The sequence below is a fragment of the Nocardia sp. NPDC003693 genome, assembly GCF_053981095.1.
This window is the reverse complement of sequence record NZ_JBSFNO010000032.1, coordinates 57,215-83,485: the sequence shown is the minus strand read 5'-3', so window position 1 is coordinate 83,485 and position 26,271 is coordinate 57,215. Positions and strand designations below refer to the sequence as shown.

Genomic DNA, 26,271 nt, shown 5'->3' with positions numbered 1-26,271 from the left:
GAACGACCCGCCGGATGAGAGGGTTGCGGTCGGGAACGCCGTGCGCGAACCACCGAGCGACCGGGCACCGCCGGGCGCGAAGCCCCGGAACGAACCGACGGCGGGCCGATCGTTCACGGCCGTCCCACCCGCGCGGTGGCGGGTGATCCGGGAAGCAGGGCGGCGCGGCCACACGAAAATTGAAGCGGGGAAGCACAGGTTATGGGCATGAAAACGGTTGCGGGACCCAGCGATCGGGTCGTGGTGGTCGGCGCGGGGCTGTCCGGGCTGGCGGCGGCGCTGCATCTGCTGGGCACCGGGCGGGCGGTGACCGTGCTCGAGCGCGCCGACCATCCGGGCGGACGTGTCGGGCTGTACCGCGGCGCGGACTACGAGATCGACTCCGGCGCAACGATTCTGACCGTGCCCGGCCTCATCGACGAGGCGCTGGCCGCCGTCGGCGCGACCCGGGAGTCGGCGGGCCTGCGGATTCTCGAACTCGCCCCCGCGTACCGGGCGCGCTTCGCCGACGGCACCGAGGTCGGGGTGTACTCCGATCCCGAGCGGATGGTCGCCGAGATCACCCGCGTGCGCGACGCCGCCGCCGGGCGGCGCTACCGGCGGCTGCGCGACTGGCTCCGGCGCGTCTACGACGCCGAGTTCGAGCACTTCATGGACACCAACTTCGACTCGCCCCTGGACATGGTGCGCTACCCGGACAAGCGCCGGGCGCTGCTGGAACTGGTGCGGCTCGGCGGTTTCGGCCGGCTCGGCCCGCGCGTGCGCCGGCTCGTGGGCGACGACCTGCTGGCCCGGTTGTACAGCTTCCAGGCACTGTTCGCGGGCACCGCGCCCAACCAGGCGCTGGCGGTCTACGGCGCCATCCCGTACATGGACACCTGCCTCGGCGTGTACTACCCCGAGGGCGGTATGCGCGCCATCGCCGCCGCCCTGGCCCGCGCGTTCACCGACGCCGGCGGCGTGCTCGAACTGAACGCCGAGGTCACCGGGATCGACTACCGGGGCCGCCGGGCCACCGCGGTGCGCGTCGCGGACGGGCGCGTGATCGACTGCGACGCCGTCGTCGTCACCGCCGACATCGGCGGCCTCGAACGTTTCGGCCTGCGCCGCCGCCGGGGCCTGCGCGCCTCGCCCTCGGCGGTGGTCGCGCACGGCACCGTCCCGGCCCATGTCGCCGAGACCTGGCCGGTGCGGGCGCATCACACCATCGACTTCGGTCACGAATGGGATCGCACCTTCACCGAGATCGCCGCCCGCCCCGGCCGCGGATCGCTCATGAGCGATCCGTCCCTGCTGCTGACCCGGCCCGCGCTCACCGATCCGGGCCTGTACATCGACCGCCCGGGCACGCACATCGACGCCGCGGGCAGGCTCTCGGACACCGTGCGCCACGAACCGCTCTCGCTCCTGGCCCCCTGCCCCAATCTGGACGCGGCGCCGCTGGATTGGGACCGGCTCGGCCCGTTCTACCTGCGGGAGTTGCTCGGCGTGCTGGAAGGTCGCGGCTACCACGGCATTTCGGAGCACTTCCGGATCGACATCGTCGACACGCCGCGCACGTGGCGCGGTCGGGGCATGCTGGCGGGCACCCCGTTCGCCGCCGCGCACCTGTTCCGCCAGACCGGTCCGTTCCGCACCCGGAACCTGGTTCCGGGCCGTGACAACGTGGTTCTGGCGGGATCGGGCACCGTGCCGGGCGTCGGCGTGCCCACCGTTCTGCTGTCCGGAAAACTCGCCGCGACCCGAATCGCGGGTGATCTACGACATGCCGAAGGCCGAACCGCCCCCGCCGAGGCGGTAGCACCGCCGCGCACACACTAGACTCGTCGGCGACCTGAACCACCGCGGCTGGCGCCGCCGTCCTTTCCGGGGGGAACGACCACCGATGCCGACCCCCGATACGGACGCCGCCATCCCACCGCGCGGCACCGACACCGACCGGATCACCGGCGGCCCGGCATCGCACCACCGGATGCGTTCCTACGCCGACTTCGCGCGCAGCCCCGAGGGCAAGGCCGCGCTGCTCGGTTTCTTCGGCGCCCTGATGATCACGTTCGGCGGTTTCGGCGCGGGCAGCGTGCGCCGCAACGACCCGCTGCTCGAGGCCGCGCACCTGTCGTGGCTGCGTTTCGGGCACGGCTACGCGCTCTCGACGGTGTTCGTGTGGATCGGCGTGCTGGCCATGATCACCGCGTGGGTCCGGCTCGGGCGGGCCACGATCGGCAACGTCCCGAACGTGACGGTCACCCTCAACGAACTGCGCGCGATCGTCGGCATCTGGATCTTCCCGCTGCTGTTCGCGGTGCCCATGTTCAGCCGCGACGCCTACTCGTACCTGGCCCAGGGCGCGCTGCTGCGCGACGGGTTCAATCCGTACGAGGTCGGGCCGGTCGTGAATCCCGGTGTGCTGCTGGACAATGTGAGCCCGGTGTGGACCACCACCACCGCGCCCTACGGCCCGATCTTCCTGCTGCTCGCGCGCGCCATCACCTCGCTCACGGGCGAGAACGTGGTGGCCGGGACGATCGCGCTGCGCCTGGTCATGCTGCCGGGCCTGGCGCTGATGGTCTGGGCCGTACCGCATCTGACCAAACATCTGGGTGGCAAGCCCACCACCGCGCTGTGGCTGTCCGTGCTCAACCCGCTGGTCCTGATCCATCTGATGGGCGGGGTCCACAACGAGATGCTCATGGTCGGGCTGATGGCGGCCGGTATCGCGCTGGTGCTCGAACGGCATCACGTGGCGGGCATCGTGGTGGTCGCCATCGGCGTCGGGGTGAAGGCGACCGCGGGCGTGGCGCTGCCGTTCCTGGTGTGGATCTGGATGATTCACGAACGTGAGCGCCGTGCCGCGCAGGGCGAGGGCGAGCTGCCGCATCCGACGCTCATGTTCGCCAAGATCGCCGGGCTCGGGGTGGCGGTGTTCGCCGCGGTCTTCGCGGTCGCCTCGGCGCTGGCCGGGGTCGGCATCGGCTGGCTCACCGCGCTGTCCGGATCGAAGAAGATCATCAACTGGCTGTCGCTGCCGACCGTGATGGCGCACATGACCACCTGGGTGACCCCGTTCCGCCTGGAACCGGTGCTGGACGTGACCCGCGCGCTGTGCGCGGCCGCCCTGATCGTGGTGCTGGTGTGGACCTGGTGGCGGTTCCGCAACAGCGAGCGCGCGGCGGTGTTCGGCATTCTCATCGCCTTCGTGGCGATCGTGATCCTGTCCCCCGCGGCGCTGCCCTGGTACTACTCGTGGCCGCTGGCGCTGGCCGCCGGCTTCGCGCTCTCCACCACGACACTGCAGTGGCTGGTGGGGGTGTGTACCTGGCTCATGCTGGTGTTCCAGCCCGACGGATCCATCGGGCTATACAACTTCCCGCACGTGGCGCTGGCGACGTTCGCGGCCGTGGTGGCTGCCCTGTCGTTGCGCACGGTGGATCCGCTGCGGTTGAGCGCGCACACCCATCCGAAGGTGCCCGAGCGCGTGCAGGTGCACGCGGGCTCCCCACCCAGCCCGGCATGACCCCGGCGGGGCTGGATCGCGCCTACCGGGACTGCCGGCGCATCGCCGCCGCGCACGGCCGCACCTACTTCCTGGCAACCCGGCTGCTCGAACCCGAGCGAAGACCGGCCGTGCACGCGCTGTACGCCTTCGCGCGGCTCGTGGACGACATCGTCGACACCGCCGAAGACGGTGCGGTGGCGGCGAACTCGGACAGCGCACACGCCGACGCGGCGGCCGCGCACTTGGATCGCCTGGAATACGAACTGCGCGGGCGACTATCGCGCCCGGCGGAGCTCGGCACCCCGGACCACACCGATCCGGGCGGCCTCGAGGATCGGGTGCTGCTCGCGGTCTCGGACACCATCCGCCGGTATTCCATTGCCCCCGAACACTTCTGGGTGTTCCTGGACTCCATGCGCATGGACATCCCCGGCGGGCCGCACTACCGCGACAGCTACCCCACGATGGCCGCCCTGCGCGAGTACATGCGCGGTTCCGCCGCCGCCATCGGCCTGCAATTGCTGCCGGTCCTGGGCACCGTCGTTCCGGTCGAGGAGGCCGAACCCGCCGCCGCGGCGCTCGGGGAAGCCTTCCAGCTCACCAATTTCCTGCGCGATGTCGCCGAGGACCTGGATCGCGGCCGCGTCTACCTGCCCGCCGACGACCTGGCCGCCTTCGGCGTCGACCACGACCTGCTCACCGCGTGCCGCCGCACCGGCGAGACCGACCCGCGCGTGCGCCGCGCGGTGGCCCACCTGATCGCCGTCAACCGCGACATCTACCGCCGCGCGCTGCCCGGCATCGACCTGCTGCTCCCGCGCGTGCGCCCGGCGATCCGCACCGCCGCCACCCTCTACGGCGGCATCCTCGAGGAGATCGAGCGTCGCGACCACGAGATCTTCGGCGGCCGCGCGACGGTCCCCGCCCACCGCCGATTACGGGTGGCGGCAAGGGAATTCACCACCAAGACCCTGCAACCCGCCCGGTGACCAGGCCCGCCCCGGCGCGGGCCGGTGCGGACGTCGGCTACGGAGCGTTCCCGGCGTGCGCCTAGAACGGGTCGGCGGCGGCGCGGCGGATGACCTCGCGGGCCAGATCACCGTGCAGCGCGTCGATCGGACGGCCCGGCAGCGACTCGTCCACCGTGTACACCCACTCGAGGATCTCCTCGTCGGTGTACTTCGCGTCGTGCATGACCGTGATGAGGCCGGTCAGATGCTTGGCGATGTTGCCGTGCGCGTCGAAGAACTCCTCCGGGATCCCGAGCACGCCGTCGCGGCGCACCGCGATGATCTGGCGATCGCGCAGCAGCTGATGCACCCGGGTCACGACCAGGCCCATGCGGTCCGCGACGTCGGGCAGCGGAATCAGGGTCACCGAGGCGGGCAGGACATCATCGCTGAAAGGGATGGCACTCACCCGGACAACGGTAGTCTGTCGCCTCGCATCCGCCGCATCACACCCCGACCCGACTACCATCGGGTCCAGCCGCAGAGAGCGGCTGTTCGTCGGAAGGGTTGCAGTTGATCGGCCAGATGCTGGAAGGGCGCTACCGCATCGACGCGCCGATCGCGCGCGGCGGTATGTCCATGGTGTTCCGAGGGGTGGACACCCGGCTCGACCGTCCGGTCGCCATCAAGGTGATGGATCCCAAGTTCGCCGCCGATCCGCAGTTCCTCACCCGCTTCGAACTCGAGGCCCGCGCGGTCGCCAAACTCAAGCATCCGTCCCTGGTCGCGGTGTACGACCAGGGCCTGGACGGCGATCACCCCTTCCTGGTCATGGAACTGGTCGAGGGCGGCACCCTGCGCGAGCTGCTGCGCGAACGCGGGCCCATGCCCCCGCACGCGGTGCGCGCGGTCGCCGAGCCCGTGCTGGCGGCCATCGGCGTCGCGCACGCGGCCGGGCTCGTGCACCGGGACATCAAACCGGAGAACGTCCTCATCTCCGACTCCGGCGAGGTCAAGATCGCCGACTTCGGCCTGGTGCGCGCGGTGGCCGCCGCGAACATCACCTCCGACAGCGTGATTCTGGGCACGGCCGCGTACCTGTCCCCCGAGCAGGTCACCAGCGGCAGCGCCGATTCGCGCAGCGACGTGTACTCCGCGGGCGTGCTCATCTTCGAAATGCTCACCGGGCGTACCCCGTTCACCGGTGACACCTCCATCTCGGTGGCCCTGCAGCGCGTCGAGAAGGATGTACCCAGCCCGAGCCGTTTCATCGCGGGCGTGCCCGCCGAGTTCGACGAACTGGTCGCGCACGCGACCGCCCGCGAACCCGGGCACCGCTACGCCGACGCCGCCGAGATGGCGGGTGAGCTGCGGCGCATCGCGCACGAGCTGCGCCTGCCCGAGTACCGGGTGCCCGCGCCGCAGGACTCGGCCGAGCACCTCAGCGCCCGGTACAAGGCCGTGACGCCCGCACCGGCGGCCGCGCCGGCCCCCGGGCGCCGCCGGAACACCCCGCCCCCGCCCGGCGCGACCGACCTCACCACCCGGCTGCCCGCCGAAACCCCGCCGCCGCCGCAGCGGCACACCCGGGTCATGACCGCGGCCCGCGAGATCCCCCCGGACTTCGCGCAGCCGCCGGCTCCCGCGGGCGCGCCGCCCGGCCGCGGGGACTACCACTCCGAGCTCATCGAGAACGGCAGCAGATCCCGGCGCACGGTGATGGTGTGGCTGGGCGTGGTGATCACCCTGGCGCTGCTGTTGGGCATCGGCGGCTGGTGGCTGGGCATGGGCCGGTACGAGGCGGTGCCCTCGATCGCCGGCCTCGACACCCAGCGCGCGGTCGCCGCCGTCGAGGCCGCGGGCTTCGAGGCCGAGACCAAGCAGAAGGCCTCGGACATCATCCCGGTGGGCAACGTGGTCGGCACCGATCCGCCCGCCGGATCCAAGCTCACCAAGGGTTCGACGGTGGCCGTGCTGGTCTCGAGCGGCAAGCCCCGGGTTCCGGAGGTCGCGCCGGGCGCGGACGTGAACACCGTCAATCAGGCCATCAAGGATGCCGGGCTGACCCCGGTGGACGCGGGCGAGGTCGGTAGCGCGGCCGCGAAAGGCACGGTCGCCAAGGTGGATCCGGTGCCCGGGACCATACTGCCCGCGGGCGCGAACGTGAAGGTGTTCCGCAGCAAGGGTTCCCTGCCGGTGAAACTCCCGGATCTGAGCGGCAAGACCGAGACCGAGGCCCGCGAGACCCTGGAGAAGGCCGGGCTCACCGTCGGCGGCACCCGGAACGAATTCCACCCCAAGATCAAATCCGGTGAGGTGGTCGGCACCGATCCCGCCGCGGGCTCCACCGTCGAATCCGGCAGCGCCGTCACCCTGATCCTGAACGACGGCATCGAAGTGCCGAATGTGCTGGGCAGCACCGTCGCCGCCGCCCGCGCGAAACTGGAGGCCCTGGGCCTGCAGGTCACCGTCCGCCAGCTGGCGTCCAACGACAATTCCCTGGTCATCTCCCAGAGCACCGGCGTCGGCAACAACGTGGAATCCGGCGCGACCATCACCCTGGTCGCCATTCCCTAGCGGCGCAACCGCATTCGCTTCGAACAGCGGCGCGGCCCGATCCGAGGGGATCGGGCCGCGCGCGTATCGCCTTGTCGCCGAGCGCCGTCGCGCGCCCGGCCGCCGGGCTCAGCGCAGCATTTCCGCCACGAGGAACGCCAGTTCGAGGGACTGCTGGGTGTTCAGGCGCGGATCACAGGCGGTCTCGTAGCGATCCGACAGATCCAGATCCGAGATGTCCTGCGCGCCGCCGAGGCACTCGGTGACGTTCTCGCCGGTCAGCTCGATGTGCAGGCCGCCCGGGTGGGTGCCCAGTGCGTGATGCACCTCGAAGAAGCCCTGCACCTCGTCGACGATGCGGTCGAAGTGCCGGGTCTTGTAGCCGTTCGAGGTCTCGTGCGTGTTGCCGTGCATGGGATCGCACTGCCAGATGACCTGGTGCCCGGTGGCCTGCACCTTCTCGATGATCGCGGGCAGCACGTCGCGGACCTTGCCGTTGCCCATGCGCGCGACCAGGGTCAGGCGGCCGGGCTCGTTGTTCGGGTCCAGGCGCTCGACGTATTCCACGGCCTGCTCGGGCGTGGTGGTCGGGCCGATCTTGAGACCGATCGGGTTGGCGAGCAGTTCGGCGAAGGCGATGTGCGCGCCGTCCAGGGCGCGGGTGCGCTCGCCGATCCACAGGAAGTGCGCCGACAGGTCGTACAGCAGCGGCTCACCGGTGACCGGGTGCTCGCTCAGGCGCAGCATCGCCCGCTCGTAGTCCAGGACCAGGGCCTCGTGCGAGGCGTACAGGCGCGCGGTGGACAGGTTCGGATCGTTGACCCGGCACGCCTTCATGAACGCCAGCGCGCGGTCGATCTCGATGCCCATGGCCTCGTAGCGGGCCCCCGCCGGGGACTGCGCCACGAACTCGCGGTTCCAGTTGTGGACCTGGTGCAGGTCGGCCATGCCGGCCGAGGTCATGGCCCGCACCAGGTTCATGGCGGCCGAGGCGTTGGCGTAGGCGCGCACCAGCCGCGACGGATCGTGTTCGCGCAGCGCCGGATCGGCGACGAGCGAGTTGACCATGTCACCGCGGTAGGAGATGAGGCCGAGGGAGTCGGTGTTGGACGAGCGGGGCTTGGCGTACTGGCCCGCGATGCGGGCCACCTTCACCACCGGCAGGCTCGCGCCGTAGGTCAGCACCACGGCCATCTGCAGCAGCGTGCGGATGTTGCCTCGAATATGCGGTTCGGTGTTGTCCGCGAAGGTCTCCGCGCAGTCACCGCCCTGCATGAGGAACGCTTCCCCGCGCGCGACCTCGGCCAGACGGAGCTTGAGCTCCTCGACCTCGGCGGGCACGCAGATGGGCGGCACGCTCTCGAGTACGGTCCGCATCTTGGCGGCCTGATCCGGGTCCCAGCTCGGCTGCTGCAGCGCCTCGCGGGATAGCGCGTCGTCCAGACGCCGGCGCAGCGCCGCGGGCAGCGGAGGGAGTTCCGGCAGGCGATCGATCGGTACGTCGACGGTCCAGTTCACGTGTCAAGAATACGGACCGCGACAAACCGCGCGGACCTCACCCAGGGCTGAGAAAAACCACACCGTCGCGGGTCTGTTTCGATGAACCGGCGCGGCCGCGAACCGGTACCGTCCGCCCACCCGGAAGCGCGCCGGACCCGGAACCTAGGCTGATCCCGGATGATCTTCCCGGATCATCCTCATCCCGCGCCGGTGGGTTGTCGACAGCGGCCGCCGACCGAGGAGTGGACCGTCTCTTTTGCGCTATTTCTATGATTGCGAATTCATCGAGGACGGCACGACCATCGACCTGGTCTCCATTGGCGTGGTGTGCGAGGACGGCCGCGAATACTATGCCGTCTCCACCGAATTCGACGCCGAGAAAGCCGGGCCGTTCGTCCGGCGCTACGTGCTGCCGCAGCTGCCGCCGCCCGCCTCGCCGCTGTGGCGCAGCCGGGAAAAGATCCGCGAGGACCTGTACCGGTTCCTGGTGCCGCGCACGGGAGTAGAGCCCGAGCTGTGGGCGTGGGCGAGCGCGTACGACCACGTGGCGCTGTGCCAGCTGTGGGGGTCGATGGTGGACCTGCCCAACGCGCTGCCGCGGTACACGAACGAGCTGCGCCAGCACTGGGAGCAGCACGGCAAGCCCGCACTACCCCCGGTACCCAAGGACGCGCACGACGCGCTCGCGGACGCCCGGCACAATCTGGCCAAGTTCGAGGCCATAGAGGCGCACCGGCGCCTGCGGACCTCCTGATCCGAGCCCGGGGGCGCGCCGCCGGACGCCGCACCCGGACGCCGGGATCACCGACAGCGAAAGGCCCCGGGAGACTTGGTCTCCCGGGGCCTTTCGTCCGGTCCGATCACCCGAATGCGGTGATCAGCCCGCCATGGTCTGCGGAATGCGATCCACATCGGGGCGGCTGCCCGAGGGCACGCCGTCCTTCAGGCTCGCCGCGTACACGTCGACGTACTCCTGCTCGCCCATCTGCATGAGCTCGTACATGATCTCGTCGGTCACCGCGCGCTCGACGAAGCGGTTGCCGCCCATGCCCTCGTACCGCGAGAAGTCGATGGGCTTGCCGAACTTGACGGTCACCTTGCGGGGCCGCCAGCGGAACGGCCCGGGCGGGCAGACCTCGTCGGTGCCGATGAGCGCCACCGGGATCACCGGGACGCCGGTCTCGAGCGCGAGCCGGGCGACGCCGGTCTTGCCCTTGTACAGCCGGCCGTCCGGCGAGCGAGTGCCCTCGGGGTACAGGCCGACGAGCCGGCCCTCACCGAGCAGCTTGCGCGCGGTGTTCAGCGCGCTCTCCGCGGCACTCGCACCGGTGCGGTCGATCGGGTACTGACCCGTGCCGCTGAAGAAGAACTTCTGCAAACGGCCCTTGAAGCCGGGCGTGGTGAAATATTCGGCCTTGGCCAGATACGTGATGCGTCGCGGGCTCGCCAGCGGGGTGAAGAGCCAGTCCGTGAACGACAGATGATTTCCGGCCAGAATCGCGGCGCCGTCGGCGGGGATATTCTCCACACCCTCGACCTTGGGCCGGTTGATCAGCTGGATGAGCGGTCCCACCAAAACGAATTTCAGCAGCCAGTAGAACATTGCGTCCTTTCCCCTGTTTCGATACCCGGGACCGGCCTCGTTGCGGGCACCACATTCAAATCCCGACTCTACCGCTGAGACCTGGCGGTGACCAACCGCCCACCGCCGGACGGCTGTGATTCACATCGAATTCACCGGGCGTCACAAATCAGCGCAGCGGACCCGCGGGCACCGCGTCCCGGCCGACCTCGAGCGCCGCCCGCGCCAGCTCGGCCGCGCCGATCATGCCCGCCGCCTCGCCCAGTTGCGCGGTGCGAATGCGGGCCAGCGGACGATGCCGCGCCCCGGTGATGGCCACCGAGTAGTGCTCGCGCGCCGCGTCGAGGAACAGCGGCGCCGAGGTGCTCACGCCACCGGCCACCACGATCAGGTCCGGGTCGAAGATGTCGCTCACCCCGGCGAGTCCGAGCCCGAGCCAGCGCGCGAAATCGGCCATCACATCCAGGGCGACCGGATCGCCGTCCTGCGCCGCGCCCGCCACCCGCCTGCCGGTCAGCGAATCGGGATCGCGATCGGCCTCGCGGCTCAGCAGCGCCGAGCGCTGCGGATCGGTGGCCAGCAATTCCAGTGCGGTGTCCACCAGCGCCGTTCCGCTGCAATACCTTTCCCAGCAGCCGCGTTTACCGCAGGCACAGGCCCGGCCGTTGGGGACCACGGTCAGATGGCCGAGTTCGGGCGCGACACCGTAGCTGCCGCGATAGAGCTGCCCGCCCACCAGCAACGCAGCGCCGATACCGGTGCCGATGGCCACCAGCACCACGTTGCGCCCGCCGGCCGCCGCGCCGAAGCGGTACTCGGCCCACATGGCGGCGTTGGCGTCGTGTTCGAGGATGACCGGCAGCCCGAGCCGATCGGTGAGCCGCTGCGCCACCGGCGCGTCCTCCCACGGCAAATGCGGGGCGAACCGCACCGTCGCCCGGTCCTCGTCCACGAAGCCCGCGACCGCCAGCCCGACCGCGCCGATGGCGTGCCGGGCGCACAGCTCGCGCACCGCGCGGGCCAGGCCGTCCTCCAGGGCGCGCGCCGACTGCGGGGTCGGCGCGGTGACGGTGTCGAGAACCTCGCCCGAGCCGTCGACGACCGAAGCTCGAATATTGGTGCCGCCCACGTCGATTCCCACCGTCAGGGGCACCTGCGTCCGGCCCCTCATGCCTTGATGGTCACATCTATCGGGACGTATCCGGACCGCGCCCCCCGTCGGTCACGGCCGGTCTGCGCCGCACCGTGTCCGGCCGGACGCTGGTCCGCGCCACGACCCGGCTGCGCGTCACCGGGCCGGCGCGCCGTACCCGGCCCGCGACCGAGGGGATCCTCGGCGGCCCGGTCGGCGGACGAATCATGGCCGCCCACAGCGCCTTCGGTCGCGGCGTCGGCGCTCGCGTCCGGGCGGGCCCCGGCGGCCGGATCGCCGGACCGCGCGGCCGCGGCCCCGGACCAGCTCGCGGCGGGCGAATCATGGCCGCGGGCACGGCGTTCGGCGGCGACCGCCTGCGCCCCCGCGGCGAACTTGGCCAGCAGGCCGCCCAATCCGGCAACCGCGCTGCCGTGCGCGGCACCGCGGGCACCTCCGGCGTCGGCGCCCCGCGCACCGGGCGAACCGGCGGAATCACCCTCGCGACCGGTGGAATCGTCGGCCGCGGAGCCGGACTCGGCCGCGGGACCACCCGCCCCGGCGAGATCCTCCGGATCGGTCATCCCGAAACGCTGCTCCGGCGCGCTGCGGTGCCCGTACGAATCATGGAGCCACGCATGATATTCCGGCGAGTCCGGATCCAGATCCGGCGGAATCAACGGCTCCACCGGAACCCCCGCGAGCGCCTCGCGCAGCACGGTGACGATGGCGGTGCCGTGATCGGCGATGGCCGCCACCACGTCGTGATGCTCACCGCGCACCACCGCGGCCGCCGCGCACACCGGGCACCAGCTGCAACTCGACCACTGGATACGCCCGTCGGCCGCGGTCCGGCGCAGCACCGGTTCGACGCGTTCGAGCACGGCCTCGGCGAGCAGTCGCAATTCTTCGGCGAACTCGCTGAAATTATCGTCCGGGTGCCCGGCGCGCGGATGATCCTGGGAGGTCGTCATTTCGGCCAGACCTCGGGGTCCGGGCGGAAGCGGATCACCAGGTGATCGCCGTCGAGTTCGGCGGCCTCGACCGTGCACCGCCGCAATACCGGCGCCAGCCGCAGCCGGCGCCTGACCCCGTCCGCTCCCACGATCAAATCGTCCTCCACTCGTCCCAGCTGCAGGGTCGACGGATCGACCACGGGCAGATGCATACGCATCGCGAACACCGAGTCCAGACCCGTCCCCGATTCGTGCCGCACCTGCGGCCCGCCGGAGCCGGACAGCACACCGTCCGCATCTGAGCCAAGCATAGGGATACCGCCCCCGCCTACCCAGTCACCACTCGCATCGATCCCCTGCGAGAGCGCCGTCAATGCCGCCAGCCCCACCGGTTCGGTCCCCGCGTGCCGTACCACCCGCACCGGTATCCCGCCCATCCGCTTGCGCAAATCCTCGACAACGGCGAGTTGTTCCGCCTGTCGATCGGAATACCACCGCACGGCCGGATGATGCGCGGCCGGCGCGGGCGTGCCGAACCAGGCGGCCGCGCCACTGCGGCGCGTGGTCCAGGCCGCGACGGTCGCGGTGTCGTCGTCGGGGCCCAGCAGCGCCGGTTCCCCGGACACGAACGCGGCCGAATTCGACTGCGCGGCGGGCGGTTCGGCCTCGGTCAGATCGGGCAGCACCTTGTTGACCAGCACACCGGTCAATTCCAGGCCCAGCAGCGCGGCCGCGGACCGCACCCGGGTGGATTCGGCCACCGCGACCTGTTCGGGCGCGGTGACCAGGCGGGCGGTGGTGCGCGAGCGGTCCGCGAGCAGATCGCGGGCCGCGGTGACCAGGGTGACGATCTGCTCCACCGACACCGCGATCATCGCCTGCCGGAAATCCCCGCCCACCGAGGTCAGGGCGCGCGCGTGCGCGGGCCACACCCGATCCAGATAACCCAGCAGGGTGTCCGGCGCGGTGACGATGCGGAGCATGTCGGCCGAGGGCGGGCAGTCCAGCACGATGACGTCCCACCGGCCGATACCCGCGAAATCGGTGATCTCGAGCAGCGCCAGCAGTTCCTGGATGCCGGGCAGGCCGGTCAGCTCCGCGGGATCCAGCGCCGAGACGTCTATCCCGTGCTCGTTCTTCGCCCCCGAGAGCAGCAGCAGTACCGTGCGGAAGCGATCCTCCAGCAGCGCAAGGGAATCCACCTCGATGACATCGAGGCCCGGCTGCACCGCGGCCACGCCCGGCACGCCGCCCGGCTGATGCCGGAACCGGAAACCCAGGGCGTCGCCGAGCGAATGCGCCTGATCGAGCGAGGCCAGCAGCACCCGCTCCCCCGCGCGCGCGTGGGCGAGCGCGGTCGCGCACGCCAGCGTCGTCTTCCCCACCCCGCCCTTGCCGACGAACAGCTCCACGCGGGTGGAGCGCGACGGGCGTCCAGTCGTACTCGCGGTCAGCCTTCGACCCGTTTCTTGAGTTCGGTCAGCGCGGTATCGGTGATGACCTTCTCGGCCTTGCGTTTGAACATGCCGATCATCGGGATGTTCAGGTCCACCGTGAGCTCGTACACCACTTCGGTACTACCGTCGGGCAGCTCGAAGAGTTCGTAGGTGCCGTCCTGCGCCTTCTGCAGTTCCCCGCCGATCAGCGTCCAGCTGACCGCGCGGCCGTCGGGCCGCCAGGTATAGGACAGGGTGTAGGTGTCCTTCACGACGCCCGCGTCCAGCACGAAACGCGCGGTCCGCGCGCGCCCGCGCGGGTCCTTGTCGAGCACCTCGACCGAACGGGCCGCGGCGACCCATTCCGGATACGACTCCAGATCCGCGATGACGGCCATCACTCGTTCCGAGGGGGCGTCGATCACGATCGACCGTTGGGTGCGATCGGCCATGGGAGGCAACGCTTCCTTTCCAGCTGCGGCGGCGGAATCTTCGAGCGGAGAGATCCGGGCGGAGTTCAGCGCGCGGCGGGGGCGACGCCGGCCTTGCGGCCGGCCTCCAGACGAGCCTTGATCTCAAAGGACATCGTCTTCCCGGCGACCCGGCGGGCGCGGTTGGCGGCCATGAGATCGCGCGCGGACATCGACTCCACGCCCTTGGGCTCGGCGTGCATGAAGTAGTGCAGGATGACCCCGTCGAGCATGGGCTCGAGCCAGACCTCCATGGTCCCGGTGGCGCCGCCGGCGATGGTCCAGCGAATCCCCTTGTCGGCGCGATCCTCTCGCACCTGCAGTTGCAGATCCGGCCACCAGCGACGCCAACGGGCCTTATCTGCCAGGACTTCGCCCACGGCGGCGCCCGGCGCGGCGACGAAGGTCTGGTCGGCAACCTGGATACTGCTCACTCGGCTGAGCCTAGCTCAGATCGCCGGCACGTTCGTATCCAGCAGTTCCCGCAGCCGCACGCCCATGCGATCCCAGCGCCATTGCCGCTGCACCCAGGCCCGACCGGCCGCGCCCATGCGGGCCGCGGCGTCGCGATCGGACAGCACTGCCACGATCGCGTCGGTGATGGCCGCGGTCGAGCGACCGTCCACCACGTGGCCCGTCTCGCCCTCGCGCACCGTTTCGGGCGCACCACCGGAATCGCCCGCCACCACCGGCACCCCGCTGGCCGAGGCTTCCAGGAACACGATGCCCAGACCCTCGACGTCCAGGCCGAAACCGCGGGTGCGGCACGGCATCGCGAAGACATCGGCGATGGTGTGGTGCGCGGCGAGTTCGGCCGACGGCACCCGGCCGGTGAACACCACGTCGTCGGCGACGCCCGCGGACCTGGCCAGCTGGCGCAGCTTCTCCTCGTACGGCCCGCCGCCCGCGATGACGAGCACCGCGCCGTCGATCCGGTCACGAATGTCCTTCATCGCCACGATGAGCGCGTCCTGCCCCTTGCGCGGGACCAGGCGCGACAGGCACAGCACGGTGGGCCGATCGCCCAGCCCGTAGCGTTCGCGCAGGACGGCGCGGGCGGCCGGATCGGGCTTGAACACCTCCGAATCCACCGCCGGGGGCAGGTATTCCAGGGCCGCGTCGACCCCGAAGGCCGCGGAGAACCGGCGGCGGGTGTACTTGCTGACGTAGGTGATGACATCGGTGTCGTCGCCGATCGCGCGCAGCGCCTGGCGTGCGCCCGGCAGCATCGACCAGCCGACCTCGTGCCCGTGCGTGGAGGCCACGATGCGCTCGGCCCCGGCCCGGCGCAGGTGCGGCGACATGAGCGCGAGGGGCGCGGCCGCGCCGAACCACACCTGTTCGCACTGCTCGTCACGAATCAGCTTGGCGGCGCGGCGCATGACCAGCGGCGTCGGCAACATCAGGGTCGTGGGGTGGCGGACCACCTGGAACGGCTGCTCGGCGTCGAACCTCCGGTGGCTGTCGCCCTTCCAGCGGGGCGCGTACACCACCAGATCATCGGGCGGCAGCTGCATCGCGAGCGCATGGACATAGGACTGAATACCTCCCGGTCGCGGCGGGAAATCATTGGTAACCAGCAAGGTTCGCCCCATGTGCCCAACCTACTGCACCGGCGCCGACCGCGATCCCCGCCCCGAAACCTCGCACCCCGACACGGCATCCGCGCGCGGGCGGCCGGGCGTGCCACGCGCGCCGGACCGGCGCGTCGCATTCGACCGAACCGGTTGGAATGCCCGGTTCGAGCCCTGGGCCGTGGAAACGAGCAGGCCGGAAGGCTTCTCACGCGCCTTCGGTGCTGCGCGAGGTGATCCAGGCGCGCCAGCCACTCAGGAAATCGTCGTAGGAGGTGGCGATGACCGTGCGGAACACCGCGTCCACCGCGGCGCGATCCTGCGGCCCCCGCGCCAATTGCCGGTAGAGCCCGGTCAATCGGTCCTCGCCGTAGCGATCGGCGAGGAACGCGCACGCCGACCAAGCCTGTTCGTAGGCGAGGGCGGCCTGCCCGCTCGCGGGCTCGAACACCGCGTCGGCGGGCAGATCCCCGGGCAGCGCCGCGGTCCGCGCCCGCGCGGTCAGCGTCGGCGCGATCTCGGCGACGGTCGCGGCCGAACCGCGATGCGCGGAGTATTCGGCGAAACCCTCGAGCAGCCACTGCGGGGCGTCCTCGGCGGTCACCGCGCGGGCGGCCACGTGGGTGAGCTCGTGCCGCAGCACCGTGCGCAGACCGTCGGGGCCGAGCCGCCGGCCGGCCTCGGGTCCGAAGACCACGCGCTGCCCGGTCGGCTGCGCCCCGGGATGGAACACGTCGGAGATGGTCGCCGCCGCGACTTCGGCCGGAACGTCGCCGGTGGCATTGGTCAGCGCGGCGAATTCGGTTGCGCTGGCGGCCACGACCACCACCGGGGCCTGCGACCACTGCGGACCCCACAGCGCGGTCACCGCGAGGGTGGCGGCGGCGAGTTCACCGGCCAGCACCTCCACGTCGGCGCTGCGCGACGCGTGCCCGAGCACGATCCCGCTGCGGCCGTCGCCGGTGCCGACCGTCTCCGCGATGACCTTGCCGTACCCCTCCATCAACCGTTTGACCTGTGGCACTTGCGGATCCGAGGCGGTGACCTGACCGCTCTCGGGACCGGGCACCACCGCGCGCAACTTCGGCAGCACCGAATTGGGCAGCATGAGCAGCGCGCCGCAGGCCGCGGTCAGCCCGGTCACCATGACGAGGACGAGGCAGAACTCGAATCGCCGCTTGGCCGAGAACCAGCCGCGAACCTGTCGCAGTGCGCTCATTGCCACCTCGTGTTCGGGCGCGGCGTCAGTATCGGCGCGCGGAATGGAACGGTGTCGAACCCATCGGCGCCACCTGCACCGGCACTCCGAACGTGGAGGCGTGCAGCATCAAACCATTGCCCGCGTAGATCCCGACATGTGAGACCTCAGAGTAGAAGAACACCACATCGCCGGGCTGCAGGTCCTGCTCGGCCACGGGCGTGCCGAAGTTGGACTGCTGCTGGCTGGTGCGCGGCACGCTCTTGCCGACCTGCTTGAACGCCCACTGCACCAGGCCGGAGCAGTCGAATTGATCGGGACCGACCGCGCCCCACACGTACGGCGCGCCGACGCGGGTGAGCCCGGCGGCCAGCGCGCTGGTGCCGCTGCCGGGGACGAGCCCGCGCAGCAGGGTGTCGCGGTCGAAGCCGGGCGGGAACATCGATCCGGCGAGGGCGGACTTGTCGCCCGCGGAGAGCTGACCCCACGCGGCGATCACGCCGGCGATGGAGCCCTGCAGTTCCGAGCGTTTGCGTTCGAGATCGGTGCGCAGCGCGTCGGCGGCGGCGAAGGCCGCGCGCGCGGTGTCGGCGGCGCCGCGGGCCGCGGACTCGGCGGCGGCGGCCGCGTCGCTGACCTTCTTGTACTGGCTCAGTTGATTGTTCGTGCGCGCGGCGGCCAGGTCGATGATGGACATCTGGTCCAGCAGCTGCTGCGGGGAATCGCTGACCAGCAGCGAGGTGAGCTGATTGGTGCGGCCGCCGACCAGGGCGGCGGTCGCGGCCCGGTCGATCGCGGGCCGGAAGCGGTCGATCTCGGCGCGGGCCGCGTCGAGCGCCCCGGCCGCGTCGGCGGCGGCGGTGTCGGCGGCCGTGGCGGCGACGATCTTGTTGTCCAGATCGGTTTGCGCGTTGAGCGCGGCCTGGTTGAGTTGCTCGGATTCCCGGGACAGATCGATCAGGCGCTGGACGGCGTCACCGGCCGTGGCGGGTGCGGCGACCGGATCCGCGACCGCGGGTCCGGTTGCGGCACTGCCGATCACGAGGACACCCACCGTGAGGGCCCCACCCACCAGTTGTCTGGTGCGTTGCTTCCGCTGCTGCGCTGCCACCGTCGGCATGTCCCGTTCTCTTACCCCAAGCCGGAAAAGAAGGTCTCGATAAGATTACGAAACAGCGGCCGCATATGTCCAGCAGGCCACGAAACCATTACGGCCGCCGCTTCGTCCGCAGGTCACAGACCTGCGGTTGGTACTAGATCCGGCGGGCGCCGTCGAACGGCATGGACGAGATCGGGGCGACCTTGACCGGCTGACCGGAGGTCGAGGCGTGCACGACATTGCCGTCGCCCACGTAGATTCCGGTGTGGCCACCGCCGTAGAACGACACCACGTCGCCGGGCTCGAGCGCGTCGGCCGACACCGGGTAACCGGCGTTGAGCTGCTCATAGCTGGTGCGCGGCAGGTCGATTCCGGCCTGCGCGTACGACCACTTGACCAGACCGGAGCAGTCGAAGGCGTTCGGGCCGGTGGCGCCGTAGACGTACGGCGAGCCGATGCGGCTCATGGCGGCGTTGACGGCCTCCTGGCGCGGGCTCACCTGGGGAGCGGCCGGGGCGGCGGGCGCGGGGACCTCGACGCCGGGGATGGCCGGGATGGTCACCGGGAGGGACTCGGGCACACCGGGAATGCCGGCGGGCAGCTGAATCGCGTCCGGCACATCGAAGGTGCCGACGCCCGGGATCGTGACCGGCTGCGCCGAGGCGGGCGTAGCGGGCAGCAGCAGCGCGCTCAGCGTGGCAGCGCCGACGGCGCCGGCCGAGAGGGCCCGCTTGACGGTGTTGGTCGCCATGGTGAGGTACTTCCAATCTGCCCCGCGACGCCGCACCGGTTTGGTGGGTCGGACTCCGCGAGGTCTCAGGAAGATTACGAGCGCATAACGGTGCTTTGTAAAGCCGCGACCAACGCCGGGTGGCCCGGAATTGTTACGCGCCGTCATTTCGCTGCGACAAACGTCACAGCAATCACGAAACGATAACAGCGCCCGAATTGCCAGGAGCGTCCGAACCGCTACCCGCCGGTAATTTACCCGGGCCAACAACCCCCTCTTCCAGGCACGATTCCCTATAACAGCAGGTCGGGCACACCGCGAATAATCAGGCCCTGACCGGGGGATGTGCCGAGCGGGTGATCACGACCCGACTGGGACAGCACTCGGCGCCCGCCACCGGGGCGGCCACGCCACACCCGGCGGTATTCATATCATTACCGAATCAGTGTGACCCTCGTCACAAACTGGCATACTTCCGCAATTCGGGGATTGCATCTCGAGAATCTCGAGCAGATAAACGGGCATTTCTCGGATTCGCGCCGGGCGGCCGTTCGGGACCCGAACCGCCGCCGTGACCGGCCGGGAAGCCATCATCGCAGGTCCCGGCGATACCGCCCCCGGGTGTCGTACCCCCGCCCTACGATTTCGGCTCGTGCCCGAACAGTTGGCCTTCGACGAGCTCGAAACCCCGCTCTACGCGACCACTTTCGTGGTCGTGGATCTCGAAACCACCGGGACCAGCCCCGATGGCGACGCCATCACCGAGATCGGCGCGGTCAAGGTGCGCGGGGGCGAAGTGCTCGGCGAGTTCGCGACACTGGTGAATCCGGGCCGGGACATCACCCCGCAGATCGTGCAGATCACCGGAATCACCACCGCCATGGTCATCGACGCGCCCCGGATCGAGTCCGTGCTGCCCGGATTCCTGGAGTTCGCGCACGGCTGCGTCCTGGTGGCGCACAACGCCCGTTTCGACACCGGGTTCCTGCGCGCCGCCGCGGCGCGGATGCAGGTGCCCTGGCCGCCTTTTCAGGTGCTGTGCACGGTGCAGCTGGCGCGGCGGGTGCTGGGCCGGGACGAGGCGCCCTCGGTGAAGCTGTCGGTCCTCGCGCAGCTGCTCGGCGCGCAGACCCAGCCGACGCACCGCGCGCTCGACGACGCGCGCGCCACGGTGGACGTGCTGCACGCGCTCATCGGGCGAGTGGGCAATCAGGGCGTGCACAGCCTCACCGAGCTCCTGGACTACCTGCCCGAGGTGACGCGGCGCCAGCGCGCCAAACGGGTGATCGCGGCGGATCTTCCGGCCACCCCCGGGGTGTATCTGTTCCGGGGGCCGTCCGACGAAGTCCTCTATATAGGGACGGCCGTGAATCTGCGCCGGCGCGTGCGCAGCTACTTCACCGGGTCGGACACTCGCCCGCGCATGCGCGAGATGGTGCAGCTGGCCACCCGGGTCGATCACGTCGAGTGCGCGCACGCCCTGGAAGCCGGTGTGCGCGAACTGCGTCTGCTGCTGGCGCACGCCCCGCCCTACAACCGCCGCTCGAAGTTCCCGCAGCGCGCCTGGTGGCTCACCCTCACCGAGGAGCCGTTCCCGCGCTTCGCCGTCTCGCGCACCCCCACCCGGGATGCCCTGGGCCCCTTTCATTCCCGGACCGAGGCAACCGAGACAGGAATCACCCTCGCCGAGAATTCCGGCCTGCGCACGTGCACCACCCGCCTGCCCCGCACCGGACGGCACGACTGCCCGCCCGCGGTGGTCGGCGGCTGCCCCGCGGCCGCCGAGAACACACCCCTATATATAGAGGAGTACGCGCACGCTCCGGACCGTGTCCGCGCCCTGTTCGCCGGCCGTTCCCCCGAGGTCCTCGAGACGATCCGGGACAAGCTCGAAACCCTGTCCCGCGCAGAACATTTCGAGGCCGCGGCCCGCCTGCGCGATCGCACCCTCCCGGTAATCCGCGCCCTGCGCCGCACCCAGCGCCTCGCCGCCCTGGCCCGCATCCCTGAGTTGATCGCCGCCCACCCCGACGGCGCGGGCGGCTGGCACTTCGCGGTGATCCGCTACGGCCGCCTCGCCTCCGCCGGCAACGCCGCCCGCGGCATCTCCCCGATGCCGACGGTCGACCGCCTGGTGGCCGCCGCCGAGACGGTGATCCCCGAACCCCTGTCGCCCCTCCCCGCCACCGATCCGGATGCGCCCGAACCCCTCTCACCGCCGTATCCCCCACTACACGGCGCCCTCCCCGAGGAGACGGCCCTGCTGGTCCGCTGGCTCGAACAACCCGGCACCCGCATCGTCCGCACCACCCACGCCTACCACGAGCCCCGCCACGGCGCGGGCCCCTGGCTAGCCTGGGCCGCCCGAGCAGAGGCCGCGGCAGAGCTGGAACGCGAATCGATCAGCCCAGCACCACAGCCGGGCACACCCCGATCAGAATGATCGCGTAGGCAGGCGGCTCACTCACTCGAGCGCCACCGCCGGTCCGCACACCCCCGAAACGGGCAAGGCCCCGAGTCGAATTCGACTCGGGGCCTTGCCTTAGCGATGTATCTCAGTGGCCGTGCTTGTCCACCGAGCCGACGCCGTCCTGGTAGTTCTCCAGGGCCGCGAGCATGTCGTGCTCTTCCTTGTGGGCCAGAGCGGCGTTCTGCTCGATCTCGGCGATCGGGTCGGCCTTCATGAACGAGCCGGAGCCGGGCTTGCCGGCGGAACCCAGCTTGGACATCTTCTTGGGCACCGGGGCGCCCTGGTACTCCAGCGGGATCGGGTGGCCGTGCGAGTCCACCGGGCCCAGCGGCTGGTGGATCTCGATGTACTCACCGTGCGGCAGGCGCTTGATGACACCGGTCTCGACGCCGTGCTCGAGCACCGCGCGGTCGCTGCGCTGCAGGCCGATGCAGAAGCGGTAGGCCACGAAGTACGCGAGCGGCGGCAGCACCAGCAGACCGATGCGGAAGATCCACGTGGTCGCGTTCAGCGAGATGCTGAACTTCAGCGCGATGATGTCGTTGACGCAGGCCAGGGTCAGCACCAGGTAGAAGGCGATGGCCATGGCGCCGATGGCGGTACGAACCGGCACGTCGCGCGGACGCTGGAGCAGGTTGTGCCGGGCGTCGTCGCCGGTCAGCTTCTTCTCGATCCAGGGGTACAGGATCAGGACGGTGAAGACCAGGCCCATGACGAGCGCGACCCAGAACACGGCCGGAACCGTGTAGCGGCCCAGGTAGAGCTCCCACGGCGGCATGAGGCGCGCCATGCCGTCGGTCCACATCATGTAGAAGTCGGGCTGCGAACCCGCCGAGACCTGAGACGGGTTGTAGGGACCCAGGTTCCAGATCGGGTTGATCTGCAGCACGCCGCCCATGAGGGCGATGATGCCGAGGGTGAAGGCGAAGAACGCGCCCTGGTCCGCGGCGAACACCGGCACGATGCGGGCGCCGACGACGTTGGTCTCCTTGCGGCCCGGTCCGGGGAACTGGGTGTGCTTCTGGTACCAGACCAGGGCGACGTGCGCCGCGATCAGCGCCAGCAGGATGCCCGGGATGAGGAGCACGTGCAGCACGTACAGACGCGGGATGATCAGGTTGCCCGGGAAGTCGCCGCCGAACAGCAGCCAGTGCAGCCAGGTGCCGATGACCGGAACACCGATGGTGATGCCCGAGAACGCCGCGCGCAGACCGGTACCCGAGAGCAGGTCGTCGGGCAGCGAGTAGCCGAAGAAGCCCTCGAACATGGCCAGGATGAGCAGCAGCGAGCCGATCACCCAGTTGGCCTCACGCGGCTTGCGGAAAGCGCCGGTGAAGAAGATGCGGAACAGGTGGATGATGATCGACGCCGCGAACAGCAGCGCCGCCCAGTGGTGCACCTGGCGCACGAACAGACCGCCGCGCACCTCGAAGGAGATGTTCAGCGAGGTCTCGTAGGCCCGCGACATGGTGACGCCGCGCAGCGGCTCGTAGGCGCCGTCGTAGACGACCTCACTCATGGACGGGTCGAAGAACAGCGTCAGGTACACACCCGACAGCAGCAGGATGATGAAGCAGTAGAGCGCGATCTCACCCAGCAGGAAGGACCAGTGGGTCGGGAAGACCTTGTTGATCGACCGCTTCACGAACGCCGCGGCGTGATACCGCTCGTCGATTTCGTTGGCCTGTGCGACCACTTTGCTAGGGCTCATGAACGACGCTCCCAGAAGGCCGGTCCGAGGGGCTCGATGAAGTCGTGTACGGCGACCAGGTAGCCCTCGGAGTTGACGGTGATCGGCAGCTGCGGCAGCGCACGAGCGGCGGGACCGAAGATCGGCTTACCCCATTCGGTCGCCAGGAACTGCGACTGGTGGCAGGGGCACAGAATTCGGTTGGTCTGCTGCTCGAACAGCGAGGTGGGGCAGCCCAGGTGGGTGCAGATCTTCGAGTAGGCGAAGTAGTCGCCGTAGTTGAAGCTCTCCTGGCCCTTGCGCTTGATGGCGGCCTCGGCGTCGGCGGTGCGCAGGCGAATGAGCATGACCGAGTTGCGGATTCCGCGCAGCGACTGGAAGGTCGCGTGGTGGTCACCGCGCCATTCTTCCTTCCAGGGGAAGACGGTTTCCATCGAGCCGGCGTCCAGATCCTCCGGGCGCACCAGGACGATGTCCTCGGGGCGGCCGGTGTCGCGGCGCAGGTAGATGGTCTGGCCTTCGTAGTCCGGGGTCCAGCCCGAGACCCACAGCGGCGACTTGTCGCCCTTGGCCCACGGGTTCTTGACGCAGCCGCCCAGGAACACCAGCAGTGCGCCGATGCCCAGGATGCCCGCGCCCGCGCCCGCACTGCGGGTGATCATCTTGCGGCGGCCCAGCGTGGAGGTCTCCCCCGCGTCGGCGAGCTGCGCGCCCAGGGTGCGGCGGTTGACCTCGGAGGACATGCCGTCGTGGCGTTCCTGGATCGAGATCTCGGCCGGGATGAACTTCTTGCGGATGAGCACGGCGGCGACGCCGATGCCGAGCACCGCGAGACCCATGGTGATGCCGTAGAGCGGGGTGGCCAGCGTGTACGCGGCGTTGCCCTCTTCTCCGCGGCCCTTGTACTCCCAGGGCCAGAACAGGAACACGCCGATGAGGGCGAGTCCGGCCAGCGCCGAGATGCCGAACCAGGTGGCGACCTGACGCTCGGCCCGCTTCTCGGCCTTGGTGCCGGGGACGGGCCAGCGCGGTGCGCGGTAAACGACGTCGACGCCGTCCAGCTTGGTGCCGAGGGCGACGAGCTCATCGCGCGACATGGCGTCGAGCTGCTCGTCGGTGTAGTCCGCACCGGTGGGGTTGTCCCCCATGCCTTTTTGCTCCTGTTCACTCATGACCGGGACCCGATCCACATCGCCGAGCCGACGAGCAGCACGATGCCGATGATCCACGCCGCGAGGCCCTCGGTCGCGGGGCCGAAGCCGCCGAGGCCGTAGCCGCTCTCGGAGGGGGTCTCCATCCGGTCCTTGATGTACGCGACGATGTCCTTCTTCTCTTCCGGCGTCAGCTGCCGGTCGGAGAACTTGGGCATGTTCTGCGGGCCGGTGAGCATGGCCAGGTAGATCTGCTGTTCGCTGGCCGGCGCGAGCGGCGGCGCGAACTTACCGGAGGACAGCGCGCCGCCCTTGCCGGTGAAGTTGTGGCAGGACGCGCAGTTCATGCGGAACAGCTCGCCACCGCGGCCCAGGTCGGCGCCCTCGATGAGGGATTCCTGGGCGATCTCGCCGTTGGCGTCGCGCACCACGGTCGGGCCGCCGCCGTTGGCCTGGATGAAGGCGCCGAGGGCGTCGGTCTGACGGGCGTCGAACTTCGGGGGCTTGCGCATGATCTGGGCTTCGTTGCGCACCGCGGGCATACGACCGGAGGAGACCTGGAAGTACACCGCGGCCTCGCCGACGCCGATCAGGCTCGGGCCGCGATCGGCGACACCCTGCAGGTTGGCACCGTGGCAGGTGATGCAGGAGGTGTCGTAGATCTGCTTGCCCTCGCGGATCAGCGCTGACTGGTCCTCGTGCGCCGTGGCGACCTGCGCGGTGGGCGTCAGGGCCGATGCCGCGAAGCCGGCTCCGACGAGGCCCATCAGGAGAACCAGACCGCCGGCGATACGCCGACGCAAGCGGCGCTGCTTACGCGTCTTGGTGGCCTCGCCGATCGCGGCGCCCGAGGATTCGGGGCGCGGATCTGGCGCTGACGGGGGAGATGAACTCATCTGTGTCCCTTTGGAGTAGACGGAACCGACTTGTACAGAAGCTTCTTGCCTACGGCGGGCTGTGCCGTGGATCTGTCCGAAATCAGCGGACGAAGTAGATCGTGGCGAAGAGCCCGATCCAGACGATGTCGACGAAGTGCCAGTAGTACGAGACGACGATCGCCGCGGTGGCCTGCGCGGGGGTGAACTTACTGACCTTGGTGCGGATCAGCAGGAACACGAACGCGATCAGACCGCCGATGACGTGCAGGCCGTGGAAGCCGGTCGTGATGTAGAAGACCGAGCCGTACACGGTGCTCGAGATCGTCGTGCCCTCTTCGACCAGGTGGTAGTACTCGTAGCCCTGGCCGGCGACGAAGAAGGCCCCCATGATCAGGGTGATGACGTACCAGCGGCGCAGGCCGAAGACGTCGCCCCGCTCCGCCGCGAAGACGCCCATCTGGCAGGTGAACGAGGAAGCCACCAGGACGGCGGTCACCGGGACGGCGAGGCCGAGGTTCAGCTCGGTCGGCTCCATCGGCCACTTATCGCCGCCGGCTTGCGCGCGGGCGACAAAGTACATAGCGAAAAGGCCGGCGAAGAACATCAGCTCGCTGGACAGCCAGATGATGGTACCGACGCTGACCATGTTGGGCCGGTTCAGCGAATGCACACGCTGAGTAATGGCCGATCCTGGGGTCCCTACTGCGGTCGTCACGCCGGTAAGTATGACTTGTCGTAGTACGACAGGCGTAGCCGGGTTGGAAAACTCGGTCAGCGTGTCGGAAACCGCAGGGCGAGCGAGCCTCTCGGGGGGCGCTCGGCGTGTCTCGGAGCAGCATAGATTGGCCGTTTAAGAGAAAGCTGAGCCACTTATAGGCCGGTTGGGAAGGGATGGTGGCGGGGATGTCGTGGGTGGGCAGAATGCTGCGGCGCGGCGGGACAACGGAACTGGATCCCGGGCGTGGCGACCTGGTGCCGGTGGCGTCGAGTTTCGATGACGCGGAGGCGTGTTCGGCGGCCCTGGGCCGCACCGGCGCCTGGACCGCCGACCAGCCCGTGGTGCTGCACCAGCACCTGCTGGTGCCCGCGGATCGGCTCGATGCGGTGCAGATCATCACCGCCGAGCTCGGCTATGACACCGTCGCGACCGGAGCCGCCGCGCGGACCCCGGAATCCGCGGCCGCCGCCGAGCGGGTCATCGCGACCGCGGGTCTCGCCCCCGACCCGGCGGAGACGGTCGCCCTGCTGGTGCGCCGGGTGCAGGTACTCGACGCGATGCACTGCGCGCAGGAGCGTTCCCGCCTGACCGCGGTGGCCCATCGGCACGGCGCGGTCCTGCTGGGCTGGGAGGCGCTGCAGCCCGCGGCCGGGCGTCCGGGAGAAAAGAAATAGCCCCCGCGCAC

At 70.1% G+C, this 26,271-nt stretch carries 23 protein-coding genes; 7 read left to right on the top strand and 16 right to left on the bottom strand.

The features are described from left to right. Nucleotides 1-207 precede the first annotated feature (207 nt). The 3 genes from crtI (at nucleotide 208) to ACWDOP_RS28970 (ending at nucleotide 4,485) form a co-directional block, all read left to right on the top strand. Complete coding sequence (gene crtI, locus ACWDOP_RS28980; protein WP_456347563.1) at nucleotides 208-1,821, top strand: phytoene desaturase family protein; 1,614 nt, start codon at nucleotides 208-210, stop codon at nucleotides 1,819-1,821. A gap of 151 nt (nucleotides 1,822-1,972) precedes the next feature. Next, a complete protein-coding gene (locus ACWDOP_RS28975; RefSeq protein ID WP_454206817.1) occupies nucleotides 1,973-3,514 on the top strand; it encodes an alpha-(1->6)-mannopyranosyltransferase A in 1,542 nt (513 codons plus the stop codon). Beyond that, nucleotides 3,511-4,485, top strand: coding sequence for a phytoene/squalene synthase family protein (locus ACWDOP_RS28970; RefSeq protein WP_456347562.1), 975 nt, complete (start codon nucleotides 3,511-3,513; stop codon nucleotides 4,483-4,485). Before ACWDOP_RS28975 ends, ACWDOP_RS28970 begins: the two co-directional genes overlap by 4 nt. 61 nt (nucleotides 4,486-4,546) lie before the next feature. Here ACWDOP_RS28970 and ACWDOP_RS28965 read toward each other — a convergent pair whose 3' ends face one another. After that, nucleotides 4,547-4,915, bottom strand: a complete 369-nt coding sequence (locus tag ACWDOP_RS28965; RefSeq protein ID WP_456347561.1) for an Rv2175c family DNA-binding protein — start codon at nucleotides 4,913-4,915, stop codon at nucleotides 4,547-4,549. Nucleotides 4,916-5,019: 104 nt separating this feature from the next. Between ACWDOP_RS28965 and pknB the strand changes: the two genes are divergently transcribed. Further along, nucleotides 5,020-7,023: a Stk1 family PASTA domain-containing Ser/Thr kinase gene (pknB, locus tag ACWDOP_RS28960; RefSeq protein ID WP_456347560.1), complete on the top strand. Its 2,004-nt coding sequence runs from the start codon at nucleotides 5,020-5,022 to the stop codon at nucleotides 7,021-7,023. A gap of 108 nt (nucleotides 7,024-7,131) precedes the next feature. Here the strand turns inward: pknB and ACWDOP_RS28955 are convergent, their stop codons facing one another. Continuing rightward, nucleotides 7,132-8,520, bottom strand: coding sequence for a class II 3-deoxy-7-phosphoheptulonate synthase (locus ACWDOP_RS28955; RefSeq protein ID WP_456347559.1), 1,389 nt, complete (start codon nucleotides 8,518-8,520; stop codon nucleotides 7,132-7,134). Nucleotides 8,521-8,758: 238 nt separating this feature from the next. Here ACWDOP_RS28955 and ACWDOP_RS28950 point away from each other — a divergent pair, with 238 nt between their 5' ends. Then, nucleotides 8,759-9,256 (top strand): polyadenylate-specific 3'-exoribonuclease AS, encoded by a 498-nt coding sequence (locus ACWDOP_RS28950; protein ID WP_454206785.1) that lies wholly within the window; start codon nucleotides 8,759-8,761, stop codon nucleotides 9,254-9,256. A 123-nt stretch (nucleotides 9,257-9,379) separates the two neighbouring features. On the opposite strand, the gene ACWDOP_RS28945 is transcribed toward ACWDOP_RS28950, so the two are convergent. The 10 genes from ACWDOP_RS28945 to ACWDOP_RS28900 form a co-directional block, all read right to left on the bottom strand. Next, the gene (locus ACWDOP_RS28945; RefSeq protein ID WP_456347558.1) at nucleotides 9,380-10,105 is read right to left on the bottom strand and encodes a lysophospholipid acyltransferase family protein; all 726 of its coding nucleotides are present in this window, start codon (nucleotides 10,103-10,105) and stop codon (nucleotides 9,380-9,382) included. A gap of 148 nt (nucleotides 10,106-10,253) precedes the next feature. After that, on the bottom strand, nucleotides 10,254-11,255 hold the full coding sequence (locus ACWDOP_RS28940) for an ROK family glucokinase (protein ID WP_454206782.1): 1,002 nt from the start codon (nucleotides 11,253-11,255) through the stop codon (nucleotides 10,254-10,256). Beyond that, complete coding sequence (locus tag ACWDOP_RS28935; protein WP_456347557.1) at nucleotides 11,252-12,190, bottom strand: hypothetical protein; 939 nt, start codon at nucleotides 12,188-12,190, stop codon at nucleotides 11,252-11,254. The genes ACWDOP_RS28940 and ACWDOP_RS28935 overlap by 4 nt, the downstream gene beginning before the upstream one ends. After that, nucleotides 12,187-13,578: an ArsA family ATPase gene (locus tag ACWDOP_RS28930; protein ID WP_456347570.1), complete on the bottom strand. Its 1,392-nt coding sequence runs from the start codon at nucleotides 13,576-13,578 to the stop codon at nucleotides 12,187-12,189. The genes ACWDOP_RS28935 and ACWDOP_RS28930 overlap by 4 nt, the downstream gene beginning before the upstream one ends. A 44-nt stretch (nucleotides 13,579-13,622) precedes the next feature. Beyond that, complete coding sequence (locus ACWDOP_RS28925) at nucleotides 13,623-14,060, bottom strand: SRPBCC family protein (protein ID WP_454206778.1); 438 nt, start codon at nucleotides 14,058-14,060, stop codon at nucleotides 13,623-13,625. A gap of 65 nt (nucleotides 14,061-14,125) precedes the next feature. Then, nucleotides 14,126-14,512: a polyketide cyclase / dehydrase and lipid transport gene (locus ACWDOP_RS28920; RefSeq protein ID WP_456347556.1), complete on the bottom strand. Its 387-nt coding sequence runs from the start codon at nucleotides 14,510-14,512 to the stop codon at nucleotides 14,126-14,128. A 15-nt stretch (nucleotides 14,513-14,527) separates the two neighbouring features. Further along, a complete protein-coding gene (locus ACWDOP_RS28915) occupies nucleotides 14,528-15,673 on the bottom strand; it encodes a glycosyltransferase family 4 protein (RefSeq protein WP_454206774.1) in 1,146 nt (381 codons plus the stop codon). Between the two features lie 187 nt (nucleotides 15,674-15,860). Continuing rightward, a complete protein-coding gene (locus ACWDOP_RS28910; protein ID WP_456347555.1) occupies nucleotides 15,861-16,871 on the bottom strand; it encodes a peptidase MA family metallohydrolase in 1,011 nt (336 codons plus the stop codon). 25 nt (nucleotides 16,872-16,896) lie between these two features. Beyond that, on the bottom strand, nucleotides 16,897-17,970 hold the full coding sequence (locus ACWDOP_RS28905; protein ID WP_456347554.1) for an NlpC/P60 family protein: 1,074 nt from the start codon (nucleotides 17,968-17,970) through the stop codon (nucleotides 16,897-16,899). Between the two features lie 133 nt (nucleotides 17,971-18,103). Next, a complete protein-coding gene (locus ACWDOP_RS28900) occupies nucleotides 18,104-18,700 on the bottom strand; it encodes a C40 family peptidase (RefSeq protein ID WP_454206768.1) in 597 nt (198 codons plus the stop codon). 631 nt (nucleotides 18,701-19,331) lie between these two features. Here ACWDOP_RS28900 and ACWDOP_RS28895 point away from each other — a divergent pair. Further along, entirely contained in the window at nucleotides 19,332-21,122 is a 1,791-nt protein-coding gene (locus tag ACWDOP_RS28895) for a DEDD exonuclease domain-containing protein (protein ID WP_456347553.1), read from the top strand. Between the two features lie 112 nt (nucleotides 21,123-21,234). Here the strand turns inward: ACWDOP_RS28895 and qcrB are convergent, their stop codons facing one another. The 4 genes from qcrB to ctaE all read right to left on the bottom strand — a co-directional run bounded on the left by qcrB (nucleotide 21,235) and on the right by ctaE (nucleotide 25,583). Beyond that, nucleotides 21,235-22,860: a cytochrome bc1 complex cytochrome b subunit gene (gene qcrB, locus ACWDOP_RS28890; protein WP_456347552.1), complete on the bottom strand. Its 1,626-nt coding sequence runs from the start codon at nucleotides 22,858-22,860 to the stop codon at nucleotides 21,235-21,237. Then, nucleotides 22,857-23,987 carry a cytochrome bc1 complex Rieske iron-sulfur subunit gene (qcrA, locus tag ACWDOP_RS28885; RefSeq protein ID WP_456347569.1) on the bottom strand — a complete coding sequence of 377 codons (1,131 nt, stop codon included), beginning with the start codon at nucleotides 23,985-23,987 and terminating at the stop codon, nucleotides 22,857-22,859. Before qcrA ends, qcrB begins: the two co-directional genes overlap by 4 nt. A 20-nt stretch (nucleotides 23,988-24,007) precedes the next feature. Next, nucleotides 24,008-24,886 carry a cytochrome bc1 complex diheme cytochrome c subunit gene (gene qcrC, locus ACWDOP_RS28880; RefSeq protein WP_354991687.1) on the bottom strand — a complete coding sequence of 293 codons (879 nt, stop codon included), beginning with the start codon at nucleotides 24,884-24,886 and terminating at the stop codon, nucleotides 24,008-24,010. Between the two features lie 82 nt (nucleotides 24,887-24,968). Then, nucleotides 24,969-25,583 (bottom strand): aa3-type cytochrome oxidase subunit III, encoded by a 615-nt coding sequence (ctaE, locus tag ACWDOP_RS28875; RefSeq protein WP_454206759.1) that lies wholly within the window; start codon nucleotides 25,581-25,583, stop codon nucleotides 24,969-24,971. A gap of 188 nt (nucleotides 25,584-25,771) precedes the next feature. On the opposite strand from ctaE, the gene ACWDOP_RS28870 reads away from it, so the two are divergent. Beyond that, complete coding sequence (locus ACWDOP_RS28870) at nucleotides 25,772-26,260, top strand: hypothetical protein (RefSeq protein ID WP_456347551.1); 489 nt, start codon at nucleotides 25,772-25,774, stop codon at nucleotides 26,258-26,260. Nucleotides 26,261-26,271 lie beyond the last annotated feature (11 nt).